The sequence below is a fragment of the Mixta mediterraneensis genome, from assembly GCF_030283135.1.
GTDB classification, from domain to species: domain Bacteria; phylum Pseudomonadota; class Gammaproteobacteria; order Enterobacterales; family Enterobacteriaceae; genus Pantoea; species Pantoea mediterraneensis.
Window position 1 is genome coordinate 58,909 of record NZ_JASUAZ010000014.1, and the last position, 12,926, is coordinate 71,834.

Annotated in this window: 10 protein-coding genes; 4 read left to right on the top strand and 6 right to left on the bottom strand. The window is 50.2% G+C overall.

From position 1 onward, the window contains the following. On the top strand, positions 1 to 792 hold the full coding sequence (locus QRY16_RS10910; RefSeq protein ID WP_289776594.1) for a hypothetical protein: 792 nt from the start codon (positions 1 to 3) through the stop codon (positions 790 to 792). A 90-nt stretch (positions 793 to 882) separates the two neighbouring features. Here QRY16_RS10910 and QRY16_RS10915 read toward each other — a convergent pair whose 3' ends face one another. Both QRY16_RS10915 and QRY16_RS10920 read right to left on the bottom strand, forming a co-directional pair. After that, complete coding sequence (locus QRY16_RS10915) at positions 883 to 2,268, bottom strand: sugar porter family MFS transporter (protein WP_289776595.1); 1,386 nt, start codon at positions 2,266 to 2,268, stop codon at positions 883 to 885. 522 nt (positions 2,269 to 2,790) lie between these two features. Next, complete coding sequence (locus QRY16_RS10920) at positions 2,791 to 3,360, bottom strand: helix-turn-helix domain-containing protein (protein ID WP_193405582.1); 570 nt, start codon at positions 3,358 to 3,360, stop codon at positions 2,791 to 2,793. 349 nt (positions 3,361 to 3,709) lie between these two features. Between QRY16_RS10920 and QRY16_RS10925 the strand changes: the two genes are divergently transcribed. Next, entirely contained in the window at positions 3,710 to 4,732 is a 1,023-nt protein-coding gene (locus QRY16_RS10925; protein WP_193405584.1) for an alpha/beta fold hydrolase, read from the top strand. Between the two features lie 127 nt (positions 4,733 to 4,859). On the opposite strand, the gene hemB is transcribed toward QRY16_RS10925, so the two are convergent. The 3 genes from hemB to QRY16_RS10940 form a co-directional block, all read right to left on the bottom strand. Continuing rightward, positions 4,860 to 5,837 (bottom strand): porphobilinogen synthase, encoded by a 978-nt coding sequence (gene hemB, locus QRY16_RS10930; protein ID WP_289776596.1) that lies wholly within the window; start codon positions 5,835 to 5,837, stop codon positions 4,860 to 4,862. A 131-nt stretch (positions 5,838 to 5,968) separates the two neighbouring features. Continuing rightward, the gene (proP, locus tag QRY16_RS10935; protein ID WP_289776597.1) at positions 5,969 to 7,474 is read right to left on the bottom strand and encodes a glycine betaine/L-proline transporter ProP; all 1,506 of its coding nucleotides are present in this window, start codon (positions 7,472 to 7,474) and stop codon (positions 5,969 to 5,971) included. 352 nt (positions 7,475 to 7,826) lie between these two features. Continuing rightward, positions 7,827 to 9,419, bottom strand: a complete 1,593-nt coding sequence (locus QRY16_RS10940) for an EAL domain-containing protein (RefSeq protein WP_289776598.1) — start codon at positions 9,417 to 9,419, stop codon at positions 7,827 to 7,829. 234 nt (positions 9,420 to 9,653) lie between these two features. On the opposite strand from QRY16_RS10940, the gene QRY16_RS10945 reads away from it, so the two are divergent. Together QRY16_RS10945 and QRY16_RS10950 are read left to right on the top strand one after the other, a co-directional pair. Further along, complete coding sequence (locus QRY16_RS10945) at positions 9,654 to 10,418, top strand: class II aldolase/adducin family protein (protein WP_193405588.1); 765 nt, start codon at positions 9,654 to 9,656, stop codon at positions 10,416 to 10,418. 9 nt (positions 10,419 to 10,427) lie between these two features. Further along, positions 10,428 to 11,381, top strand: coding sequence for an ABC transporter substrate-binding protein (locus QRY16_RS10950; RefSeq protein ID WP_193405589.1), 954 nt, complete (start codon positions 10,428 to 10,430; stop codon positions 11,379 to 11,381). Positions 11,382 to 11,706: 325 nt separating this feature from the next. Here QRY16_RS10950 and uxuA read toward each other — a convergent pair whose 3' ends face one another. Then, a complete protein-coding gene (uxuA, locus tag QRY16_RS10955) occupies positions 11,707 to 12,891 on the bottom strand; it encodes a mannonate dehydratase (protein WP_193405573.1) in 1,185 nt (394 codons plus the stop codon). Positions 12,892 to 12,926: the final 35 nt, after the last annotated feature.

Consider the following 12,926-nt stretch of genomic DNA (forward strand, 5'->3'; position numbering starts at 1 on the left):
ATGGGAACAGCGATATTTATGGTGTTGATGGTCAGCGGCTATTGGTACACCAGTCGCGACCTCTCCAGCCGTTTCAAAATTCGCCGCTCATCCGGTTGGGATATGTACTTCCTTGTCGCGTTATACGGCTGTATTTTCGTCTTACAAGGCGTGCTGGCTACCGGCATTATTTGGCTGATTTTGCTGGCTGTGTCAGGGGCTATGAATGCGCTGCAAGCGATTCCCGGCGTCCATTTGAAATGGCAAATGGAGTTTATGAACTGGAGTTTTCTCGGTATCCAGGCGCCGGTGGTGGTGATGTTGGCGTTTGCGATATTCTTTTGTCTTTATCGCTCAAACTGGTCGGGCAGCGCGCAGCTGAACGCGCCAAACCGTAGAAACCTCTATCAACAACTATCCCGTTCCAACGGTGTTGAGCAGTTACTGTTTCAGTGCATGGAAGAGGGAGAACTCGCCTGGATCACCCTCAAATCGCGCCGCATCTATATCGGCATGGTGCATGCTGCCACCTTTGAATATGAAAATACCGCGAATATAGTCGTGATTCCGATGCTCAGCGGCTATCGCGACAGCAAAACGCTGAAGCTGGCGGTCGAACATAATTACAGTAAATGGTATGCGGAGCATGGCATCACGCTGGAATCAGAACCCAAAAATGCCATGACGTTCCGAAAAGTGATTATGGTCGATCAGATAGAGAGTCTTTCGTTGTTCGATCCGGCCAGCGCCAGCGCCTTATCACAGGACAACCCGCAGGCAGTCACCAAAAGTCCGAAGGTAAAAGAATCCTGATGTTTCCCCACGACGAAATGACTTAAGCCAGTCACTCGGAGACCCGGAACTTCGGGCCTCTCAACGCGTTAACTGGCCGATACTGAACGGTTAGTCCCCGATATTCCGCAGTGCCTTGCCTTTCATCAGATTGCGTTCAATGTGTTCCAGTGTGACGTGCTTCGTTTCCGGCACTAACAGCATCGTCAGCAAAATAAACGCCAGATTGAGCGCCGCATAGAACCAGAAAGTGTTGGCATTGCCCAGCTTGTCCAGCAAAGTGAGGAAGGTTGCGCCGACAATCATATTGCCTACCCAGTTGGTGGTAGTAGAGGCAGTAATACCAAAATCGCGCCCTTTTAATGGCTGGATTTCGGAGCACAGCAGCCAGATCACCGGGCCGGCCGCCATAGCAAAACCCACGATAAACATTAGCAACATGGCAATGGCGAAGTATTTCCGGAAATCGGTTTCGACGCCAATATGCAGCAGCGTACCCAGAATGCCCATGCCAATCGCCATGATTAAAAAGCTTGTGGTGAGCATTGGCTTACGTCCCCATCGATCAACAAAACCAATCGCAATTAACGTTGCCAGCATGTTAACCAGACCCACAATGACCGTGCCCCACATCTGTTCACTGGTGCTGGAAAAACCGGCAATATTGAAAATTTTAGGCGCGTAATACATCACCACGTTCATTCCGGTAAACTGCTGCATCACCTGTAACAGCATCCCCAGCCACACGGCGCGACGGAAGTTGCCGTTGGTTTTAAACAGCGACCAGCCACGTTGTTTAACCTGCAAACTTTCACGGATCTCTTCCAGCTCCTGTTTTGCCTGTTCACTGGTGTTACGTAGCCGATCCAGCACGCGTTGGGCTTCATTGAAGCGACCATGCGCCGCCAGCCAGCGCGGGCTGTTTGGTAGAAACAGAACGCCAATAAACAGGATGATGGCCGGAATGGCGATAATTCCCAGCATCCAGCGCCAGCTACCGCTGTAGCTAAAAGCGGTGTCGGACAGATAAGCGACAACAATGCCGGTAGTTAACATCAGCTGATACATGGATATCATCGAACCCCGGATGCGCTCTGGAGCGATCTCTGCAAGATAAAGCGGTGCGGTATACGATGCGATGCCAACCGCCAGGCCCAGCATCACGCGCGCACAGACCAGCGATTCAACGTCGGGCGAAAAGGCCGACCACAAAGAACCAATCACAAACAGTATGGCTCCCGTCAGCATGCTTTTTTTGCGTCCCAGTTTGGCGGACATCCAGCCAGCGCCCAACGCCCCTATCGCTGCGCCAAACATCATTGAACTCACCACCCATTCCTGTTCGTGATTGCTGATATGCAGATCGGTTGAAAGAAAGGGTAGCGCTCCGGCAATAACGCCAATAACAAGTCCAAACAGCAGGCCGGACAGGGCAGCCATAAAGCAAACGAACCATATAAAGCGATTCTGGTGGGTTTTAGTGTGGGCGGTATGCATACATGTCTCCTTGAAGGTTCAGCTTTGTCAATCTTGTTAAGGTTATGTAAACATAGCTGACGCCGGTGAGTTACCGGTCACATAAAAGCGAGCCCGATAAGAAGAATTAACCGTAATAAGCAGGAAACTATTCAGGAACAAGGAAATAGAAGAGAAATGCGGTAGCATGTCTTCCGCACAAATACGCAAAGAATTAAGCGTCTGAGCGGCGGAATTTTATAACAGATCGCCCTAACGCGGCGTTTAACCCATACTTAACAGTTACTTATATCTCATTCCTTTAACTGACAACGGCTATCACTGGCTGCTATGGAAGGCAGGCCCGTTTCGTCTGGTCATTTTCCCGAAAGTCGGGTGCTGAAAATGAATAATTTTAGCATCAGCGTAACGGCACCATAATTTTAGATAAATTATCAGAAATTTCAAATGGATAAGGGGAGCAATGACCGTTACATAATTGAATCAGGCGCGAAATTTTTTATCAGCAATATGCTTGTGGCTGCGTTTATTTATTGCCCGACATCAATCGGCATCACATCGCCAGGTATCGCGAGCGCTTTCAGGCGGCTGTGCAATATTATCAGACAGAAGCGTTCTGCTCAGGAAAATAAGTTGCTGGCTTTGATATTTAACGGGGCAAAGCGTACTGCGTTGCGTAGGGCCACTGCATACAGGATTTGCTCTGGCCGTTGTCGCCTGCATACAGAGCGCACAAGGGTGCGGACAATCTGCCAGCTGTGCCTGAGTCTCCGCATCCAGCTGTCTTTTGCGACACACACGTGGCGTACAACCCATTACATGTTTGAATGCGCGGGTAAAAGATTGCTGGCTTTCAAAATGGTATTTTATCGCCAGTCCAATAATGGGCGCATTACTGTTTTTTAAATCGTGCACACAGGCGGCTAATTTGCGCTTGCGAATATAGCGCGCCAGAGTTTCATTTTGGTAACGTGCAAACAGCTTCTGTAAATACCATTTGGAATAACCCGCTTTTTCAGCAATATCATCAACGGTTAAGCGCTGGTCAAGATGATTATTAATCCATAGCGTGAGGGAAATAATCACCCCTTCATTGTATTTCTTGTCACTCATAAGCCACCTCTTGTTTAGACGCCATAAGTTTAGAATAATTTATCGATCCCTCCACATTACTTATGGGAAATTTTAACCAGAGGCGAAGGTTTATTGTTTTGATAACCGGAGCGTCATGAAATAAAAGAGATATTTTTCCTTGTTGCTCTTTTGTTGCAAAAAAAGACGAAAAGGAGAAAGGGAATAATAAAATCAATAAATTCGCAGGAAAATTATTTAACTGTTTAGTTCTGGTGAATAAGTTGAGTGCTGGTTATATATAGAATCAGCCACATAGCACAGGGCAGCAATACACTTTCTGCTTTGCCGTGCCAGGCTTAGGATAATTTTTATCACACGGAGAACCCGGATGAGCCCGACATACGCGTTGAAGAAACCGCTTGCCGCTTTGCTCACCTCGCTGGCCTTATTCAGTACTACAACGGTCAATGCTGCCAATATTTATGGCGAACAGCTTGAAGGTTTTCATTACCCGGCTACGTTGCAACATTTTAATTTTTCCTCCCAGCAGCAACCGCTTAGCATGGGTTATATGGATGTGAAGCCGCCACAACACGCCAATGGACAAACCGTGGTACTGATGCACGGCAAAAACTTCTGCGGTGCGACCTGGGAAGACACTATTCGCGCGTTGAGCCAGAAAGGTTATCGCGTCATCGCACCGGAACAAATCGGCTTTTGCAGTTCGACCAAGCCGGCGTATTATCAATACACTTTTCAACAGTTAGCTGAAAATACCCATCGATTGTTAACGCAACTCGGCGTCGAAAAAGCGGTGATTGTTGGACACTCTACCGGCGGCATGCTGGCGACGCGTTATGCGCTGATGTATCCCGATCAAACACAAAAGCTGGTGCTGGTAAATCCGATTGGATTAGAGGACTGGAAAGCCAAAGGCGCGCCGTATCGTACCGTTGATCAGTGGTATCAGCGTGAGTTAAAGCTGAGTGCGGCAGGCATCAAAAAGTATGAACAGCGCACCTACTATGTCGGGCACTGGAAGCCGGAATATGATAAATGGGTCGATATGCTGGCCGGGTTAAACAGTGGACCTGGGCATAAGAAAGTTGCGTGGAACTCGGCGCTGATTTACGACATGATTTTTACCCAGCCGGTATTCTATGAGTTTAAAAATCTGAAAGTGCCGACCACCTTGATGATTGGCACTGCGGATACCACCGCCATTGGCAGCGATATTGCTTCACCAGCGGTGAAAGCGAAGCTGGGGCACTATAACGTGTTAGGCAAGGATGTCGCGAAGCAGATTCCGGGGGCGCGTCTGATTGAGTTCCCCGGCATGGGACATGCGCCACAGATGGAAGAGCCGGTGAAATTTAACCAGACACTGATTGATGATCTGGCCAGCAAATAAAACCCTTCAGGCCTGCCACTCCTGAAGTTTGACCTCTTCAGCTGTTGACGCTTTTTATTCAGCATTTATGGTCAGCGAAGCAAAAGACAGCGACCGGGGCAATACAGGTCGCTGTCTTAGAAGGGCATCAGAGTATCTTTTGTTCCGCGAGATCAAGGGCGAAATAGCTGAAGATGAGATCGGCACCGGCACGCTTAATTGCTCCCAGGCTTTCCAGCACCACGTTATGTTCATCAATGGCGCCAGCCTGAGCTGCGAATTTAATCATGGCGTATTCACCGCTCACCTGGTATGCAGCCAGCGGTAATTCTGTCCGTTCGCGAATATCTCGCAGAATGTCGAGGTAAGCGCCAGCCGGTTTCACCATCAGTGAATCTGCGCCTTCTGCGGCGTCGATCAGCGACTCGCGAATGGCTTCGCGACGATTCATTGGATTCATCTGATAAGTCTTACGGTCGCCTTTCAACGCAGTTCCCGCCGCTTCACGGAACGGGCCGTAGAACGACGATGCAAACTTGGTGGAATAGGACATGACAGCCGTTTGGGTAAATCCGGCAGCATCCAGTGCCTGGCGAATCGCCTGTACCTGACCGTCCATTGCTGCGGAAGGCGCGATAAAATCTGCCCCCGCTGCGGCGGCAACAACTGCCTGCTTACCGAGGTTGAGTAAGGTTGCATCGTTATCGACGCCGTGATCGCACAGAACGCCGCAATGGCCGTGGCTGGTGTATTCACAAAAACAGGTGTCAGACATAACGATCATTTCTGGCACGGTGTCTTTGCAAATGCGCGACATACGCGCCACCAGGCCGTTCTCATTCCACGCATCGCTGCCGGTAGCATCAAGGTGGTGTGAAATACCAAAGGTCATTACCGAGCGGATACCCGCTTTTGCAATACGTTCGATTTCATAAGCGAGGCGCTTTTCAGGAATACGGACCACGCCAGGCATCGCCTGAATTGCTTTGTAATCATCCACGCCTTCCTCAACGAAGATCGGTAACGCCAGATCGTTCACGCTAAGGGTGGTTTCCTGAAACATTGCGCGCATCGACGCGCTGGAGCGCAGCCTTCTTGGGCGCTGGATAAGAGAAGAATCAGACATATTCATTGCTTACCAGTATAAAAAAGTGGCGACAGTTTACTCCTTTTGGCGAAAAGGGATGAAGGTTTGTGTGCGGCGAATGAAGTGAGGCAGAAAAAAACTTCCCGCCGGGCGGCGGGAGGGAGAGAGGATTACTCGTTGATGTCCGGGTGTTGTTGCACCAGATTTTTACGTCTGGCTTCGAGGCGGGAAATCTCTTCGTCAATATCTTCGATTTTTTGCTCGATATTGTCGTGATGTTCCTGAAGAATTTCACGCGCTTCAGCCAAATCAGACGCGGCAGGCGTGGCGCCTTTCAGCGGTTTGTTAGCGGTCTCTTTCATATAAATACCGGTAATCAGGCCAATCACTGCAATCACCATCAGGTAATAAGCGGGCGTGTACAGATTATTGGTAGTTTCCACCAGCCATGCGGCGACGGTGGGGGTCAGACCTGCTATTAATACCGAGATATTGAAGGCACTGGCTAATGCGCTGTAACGAATGTGGGTCGGGAACATGGCAGGCAGTGACGAAGCCATGACGCCGGTAAAGGCGTTGAGGATCACCGCTAACAGCAACAGGCCAGCAAAAATTAAGCCGATCACGCCGCTGTTAATCATCATGAATGCGGGTATCACAAAGATTAGCAAGGCAATGCTACCAATGATGATAAACGGACGACGGCCAAAGCGGTCACTCAGCATACCCATCACGGGCTGCACAAACAGCATACCGATCATGATGGCGATAATGATGAGCACACCGTGATCTTCCGAATAATGCAGGTTATGCGACAGATAACTCGGCATATAGGTGAGCAGCATGTAGTAGGTTACGTTGGTAGCAATAACCAACCCGACACATGCCAGCAGGCTGCGCCAGTGTTTGGTGGCAATCTCTTTAAATGAGACTTTCGGACCGTCACGCAGACCTTCGCGGTCACCTTGCTCCAGTTTTTCGACGTGCTGCTGGAACGCAGGTGTTTCTTCCAGCGCATGGCGCAGATACAGACCGATAATGCCAAGCGGTAGCGCCAGGAAGAATGGCAAGCGCCATCCCCACGCAAGGAAACTGTCTTCACCGATAATGGTAGAGATCAGCACCACTAAGCCCGCGCCGAGTACAAAACCTGCAATCGAACCGAAGTCGAGCCAGCTCCCCATAAAACCGCGTTTACGGTCTGGTGAGTATTCGGCAACGAAGATGGATGCGCCGGTATATTCACCGCCAACCGAGAACCCCTGCGCCATTTTGGCTACCAGCAGTAGCACCGGCGCCCAAATGCCAATCGAGGCATACGATGGTATCAAGCCGATACAGAACGTACTGAGCGACATGATGACAATAGTAATGGAGAGAATCTTCTGACGGCCGTATTTATCGCCCAGCATACCGAAGAACAAGCCGCCCAATGGACGAATCAAGAAAGGTACGGAGAACGTACCCAGTGCGGCGATCATCTGCACGCCTGGCGAGGCATCAGGAAAAAATATTTTACCCAGCGCGTAAGCCACAAAGCCATACACACCGAAGTCAAACCATTCCATCGCGTTACCCAGAGACGCCGCGGTGATGGCTTTACGCAAACGGGCATCGTCAATGATAGTGACATCATCAAGCCCAATTGGTTTTACACGCTTCCTACGTAATTTCATAGAATTACCCTGTAATAGAACATGAAAGTCCTTAACGGCGCGACCCGTAAAGCAGGGTCAGTCCACCGCATTGAGAAAATTTAAGCATAGCCGGAAATAGAACACTTTCCCCAGGCTATACAAGCAAGAATTCCTGCCGAAATTATGACAACCAGCGGAAGAGTATACCGTTTTAGTGTGATATTTGTCATGTTTGAGCTGATATTGGCTATTTTTACGGCGCAATCAGCAAGAATTTTGTTGACCAAAAGTAATTATGCTGGGAAATGAGAATTCGGCTGAAGGGGGCATAACGTACTGCCATAAAATGACGCGTGCCGTTGTTAAAGCGCGATTCGGGTCATCAACGATTTCATTCAGACGTAGCCTGATTTACAGTTTGTATCGGTAATCGTCCTTTCCTTTTGAGCCAGCCTTTCAGCGCCGTATTATTCATCGGTTGAGCATAGTAATAGCCCTGAATAAGCATCACGCCGCGCTGTTGCAGATACAAAAGTTGTAACGCAGTTTCAACGCCTTCACCCAATATCTGTAAACGTAATTTCAGACTGAGGTTGATGATGGCATCCAGCACCGGCGTTTCGCTGCCGAGCGATTCAATAGCGTTAATAAAGCCACGGTCGATTTTCAGATAATCCAGCGAGAAGGTCATTAAATAGCTCAGCGAGCAGTGCCCGGTGCCAAAATCATCAATCGCTACTTTTATTCCAACTTTGCGCAATTCATCCAGCTTGCGCGCCACGTCGTCCCCCTCCTGGATCAGGCTGCGCTCTGTTAACTCAAGCGTAATAACGATCTGCTGATGTTTGACCTTTTCAGCAAGTTTCAGCATATCGCTGACAAAGTCAGGGTGCTGCAAATGCCCGGCGGCGACGTTAATGGCTAAATGAAAGCCCGGCTCAACCTGCCAGCTCTGTACATCTTCGACAAGCAAATGAATAAGATGGCGCGTTAATGGCACAATCATGCCTTCGGCCTCTGCAGCACTGATAAAGATGTCAGGACGGATCTCTTTACCGCTCGGCGTTGTCCAGCGCAACAACGCTTCGACACCGAAGCAGCGCTGCAACCGCGCGTTATAGACCGGCTGATAATGCACCGTGAACTGGTGACCGTGAATGGCCCGGCGAATCTCATCACGCCATGACAAACGGCGTTGCAGCCAGTTTGCAGTGAAGGCCATCAGCAGAATCGAAAAAATAATCGCGACTGGCAGAAAGTTAAACACGACGTGTCGCCAGGCACGGGTTAGCTCAGTGCCTGGCGCGATTACGCTAACGCTAATCGGATAACGGTTTGAGATGGCCTGATAGGTTTGGGCTGTAAAAAAACTGCTTTTCGCTGCCTCATCGTTTCCCGCTGAAATCGGCGCGCCATGACCGAAACGCATCGAGAGCTGATAACCGTGCGACTCGCCAACCGCATTCATAAAATCTATCAGATACTGGCCATCAATTATTGCCCAGAAGCCTTCGCCGTCGGGAAGTTGCCGTACAAAAATCGCCGCAGGACGATTCGGTACGCCTGCCGTTCCGGTAAGCGACAGGCTCCACCATGCGCGTCCCGTGACTGGCGGATCGCGCATTATTATTTCTTTTAGCGAGCCAGGCTCCAGACCGTATGCGGATGAGCAGGAAACCCTGTCGTCCTGCAGTTTACCGATGGCCCGAAAATAGGCGCTTAGCATGTCTGTACGTAAGAGGTTGTTTTGAATCTGGCTGCACGGCTGATAGTGATACCGGCGCAGGGAAGTGATCATATCCCAGCCGCGATCGCTCATTTTTTCAGCCTGAAATAAAAGGGTATTGGCAGCGTTCACCTGCTGTTGGTGGAGCGTATGACGGGCGTCAATGACTGTAAAAATAAGGCCAGAAATCAATGGCAACGCCCCGGCAAGGATGATGAGCAACCTGGCGTAATTGCGCTTTCTTTTCAGTAGCGGCACCGCAAAGCCCTTTGAATATTAACTGTCTTGAGGAGGTGTTAATCAGTCAGCGCAGCATAGCATGTCCGCAAGCGGTGTCGGGTAGGGTTTTGATTACGATCAAATCTGGTTCAGATTAATTATCGACCGGGCATTGCAAATACTGAGAATGTTTTGCTGTTTTTGGTATTTCCCAGGCGTGAAATGGCTATGTCAGGATGACCGCAAACGTACATTCACTGACAAGGAGCGGACATGAGCACAGCAACCCTGGCCCTATCTTCTTTACAGCAGCGCGTAAGCGATGCCGAATGGCAGGCACGCACCAGACTGGCACAGGCCTATGTGTTGGCAGCAAAACTGCGCTGGACCGATCATATCTACACGCATTTTTCACTGCGTGTGCCGGGTGAACAGCCGCATATTCTTATTAACGCCTATGGTCAAACCTTCGATGAAATTCGCCCTGAAACCCTGGTGAAAATTGACATCGACGGCAACATTATTGACGACCCAACCGGCCTGGGCATTAACCCGGCGGGATTCGTGATCCATAGCGCTATTCATCGTGCGCGGCCTGATGCGCATGCGGTAATGCATACCCACACTGCTGCGGGCATCGGTGTCTCGGCGCAAAAACAGGGTTTGTTAATGATTTCCCAGCACAGCACGCGTTTTTATCAACGCGTGGGCTATCACGATTACGAAGGCATAGCGCTTGATCTGGATGAGCAACAGCGCATCGTCGCTGATTTGGGCGCACGCAACGCACTGATCTTACGTAATCACGGTTTGCTGACCAGCGGCGGCAGTATTGAAGAGGCCTTCTATAACCTCTATTACCTTGAACGAGCGTGCCAGGCGCAGCTGGCGGCGCAATCTGGCGGCGCTGAACTGTTTATCCTGCCGGATGCGGTGGCAGAGAAAGCGGCGCTGGCGTTTGAGCAAGCGATTAATAATAAAAAATATTTGCTGCACTGGGATGCCTATATCCGTCAGCTCAACCGTAACGCGCTTTAAGGGACGACGATGAAGATCAGCCAGGCGGCCATCGCCGCAATAGTCGTGAGCATTAGCATAAGTGCGCAGGCGGCGCCGGATTTGAGTCAGGTTACGCTGGTGTTGGGCGATCAGGCGCGAAATTTACGTTCGCTGGTTGAAGCCGCAGGCGTCATGAAAGATGCGCCTTATCGCTATCGCTGGGCAAATTTTCAAGGCGCGGCTCCCCTGTTTGAGGCTCAGCGGGCAGGAGCGGTTGATACCTCCTACGCAGGCGATTTGCCGGTACTTATGGCGGCATCGGGCGGTGTGCCGCTGAAAATCATTGCCACAAATGTCGGCGATAGCGGCGCAAATGGCTTGGTGGTGCCCGCCGATTCGCCGATTCACAGCGTGAAAGAGTTAGCAGGTAAAGAGGTCGTTATATCGTCGGCGCGCGGCAGTATCTCTCAGCATCTGCTTTATCAGGCACTGAAGGAAGCCAACGTGAAACGCGACAGCGTGCCGGTACGCTTTGTGCTGCCAACCGATGCCAGCGCCGCCTTTAATTCAGGGCAAATTAAGGTATGGGCAACGTTCGATCCTTATCTGGGCATTGCGGAACAACACGGTGGACGCCTGCTGCGCGACGGCAAAGGCTTAACCACAGCATTATCGTTTGTCACGGCAACGCAGGCATCACTGGATGATCCAGCCAGGCGGGCGGCTATCGCTGATTTCACCCAGCGCCTGGAAAAAGCACGTAACTGGGCGATCACTCATCCTCAAGAGTACAGCAAGGTTTATGCGCAACTGACGCGCTTACAACCACAGGATGCCGTAAAAATTACCGCGCGTATTTCTCACGGTATTCGTCCTGTCACTCAGGATGATATTGACAGTGTGCAAAAAGTGTCTGATCTGTTTAGCGAATTAAAGATTTTACCAAATGCCGTAAACGTCAAATCGATAACCGACCGCTCGGTGTTTAACGCTGTGCCCTGAATGAATACAGGCGCGTTTACGCTATCCAGTCCAGCTATGACTTTTATGCAGCGGAGCAATGTTGTTTCCTGAAAAGGCGTCGATAAAAATCTGAAAGGAGATTTATAAAAATCACAAAGATGAAACGCAGTTTGTACGCCATAGCCATATTTATCGGCTTCACGGTGACGCTAAAAGCAACAAAGATCAGTAGCCGGAGGTTATTTTTGGGTTAGCTGATGATTAATTAAGAATCCGGAAATAAAATATTTCCGGATTAAGTCATCTTTAAATAGCGATTGCTGTCTGATTAGCTGGGAATGATGTTAGTTTTCAATCGGCTTCATTAATCCTGAAAAAAGATTTGTCGCAGGGCCACTTCAACACCCCGTAATTCTGCCAGCCCTTTCAAACGACCAATGGCTGAATAACCCGGATTGGTGCGCTTATGCAGATCGTCCAGCATCTGATGCCCATGATCAGGGCGCATTGGAATAGCGCGCAGGTTACCTGCCTTACGTCGGCGTTGTTCTTCAGCCAAAATCACTTTAATCACGCCCACCATATCGACATCACCCGTTAAATGCGCCGCTTCGTGGAAGCTGTCGGGATTTTTTTCGCGTTGGGTAGCGCGCAGGTGAATAAAGTTGATGCGGTCAGCATAGATTTCTGCCATTTCTACCAGCGCATTGTCGGCGCGCACACCATACGAACCGGTACAGAAGCAAAAGCCGTTATGCAGGCTATCGACGGTCTCTTTTAACCACTGCATATCTTCCTGTGTCGAGATAATGCGCGGCAGACCGAGAATCGGACGTGGTGGATCGTCAGGATGTACCGCCAGTTTAATACCCGTTTCTTCCGCAACCGGCACGATGGCGCGCAGGAAAGTCGCCATGTGTTCGCGCAGTTTGGCTTTATCAATGCCGTCGTATTGCGCCAGCTGTGCCTGAAACTGCTCCAGCGTATAGCCTTCTTCTGCACCCGGCAAACCCGCAATAATATTGCGAACCAGCGTGGTTTTTTCCTCTTCGCTCATCGCGGCGAAGCGGCTGGCAGCAGCCTGTTGTTGAGGTTCGCTGTAATCTTTTTCGGCGCCGGGCCGTTGCAAAATGTGTAGATCGAAGGCGGCGAAAGCATCGGCATCAAAACGCAGCGCTTTCGCGCCGTCCGGTAATTCCCATGCTAAATCAGTGCGCGTCCAGTCGAGTACGGGCATAAAGTTGTAGCACACCGTATCAATGCCGCAGGTAGCCAGATTGCGTAGTGATTGCTGATAATTAGCAATGTAACGCTGATAATCACCGCGCTGGGTTTTGATCGATTCATGTACCGGAATACTTTCTACTACCGACCATACCAATCCTTTTTCTGCCAGCAATGCCTGGCGGGCTTTAATCTCTTCCACCGGCCAGACATCGCCATTAGCGATATGGTGCAGAGCGGTCACAATACCGGTTGCACCCGCCTGACGCGCATCATCCAGCAAAACCGGATCGTTCGGGCCATACCAACGCCAAGTGTGTTCCATTTTCACCTCGTATGTAATTTGGCCTAGTGGTCAGG

Bases quoted from the DNA above. Each gene is read 5' to 3' on its own strand.
- uxuA (WP_193405573.1), bottom strand. From the start codon at position 12,891: ATGGAACACACTTGGCGTTGGTATGGCCCGAACGATCCGGTTTTGCTG.
- QRY16_RS10915 (WP_289776595.1), bottom strand. From the start codon at position 2,268: ATGCATACCGCCCACACTAAAACCCACCAGAATCGCTTTATATGGTTC.
- QRY16_RS10950 (WP_193405589.1), top strand. From the start codon at position 10,428: ATGAAGATCAGCCAGGCGGCCATCGCCGCAATAGTCGTGAGCATTAGC.
- hemB (WP_289776596.1), bottom strand. From the start codon at position 5,837: ATGTCTGATTCTTCTCTTATCCAGCGCCCAAGAAGGCTGCGCTCCAGC.
- QRY16_RS10920 (WP_193405582.1), bottom strand. From the start codon at position 3,360: ATGAGTGACAAGAAATACAATGAAGGGGTGATTATTTCCCTCACGCTA.
- QRY16_RS10945 (WP_193405588.1), top strand. From the start codon at position 9,654: ATGAGCACAGCAACCCTGGCCCTATCTTCTTTACAGCAGCGCGTAAGC.
- proP (WP_289776597.1), bottom strand. From the start codon at position 7,474: ATGAAATTACGTAGGAAGCGTGTAAAACCAATTGGGCTTGATGATGTC.
- QRY16_RS10910 (WP_289776594.1), top strand. From the start codon at position 1: ATGGGAACAGCGATATTTATGGTGTTGATGGTCAGCGGCTATTGGTAC.
- QRY16_RS10925 (WP_193405584.1), top strand. From the start codon at position 3,710: ATGAGCCCGACATACGCGTTGAAGAAACCGCTTGCCGCTTTGCTCACC.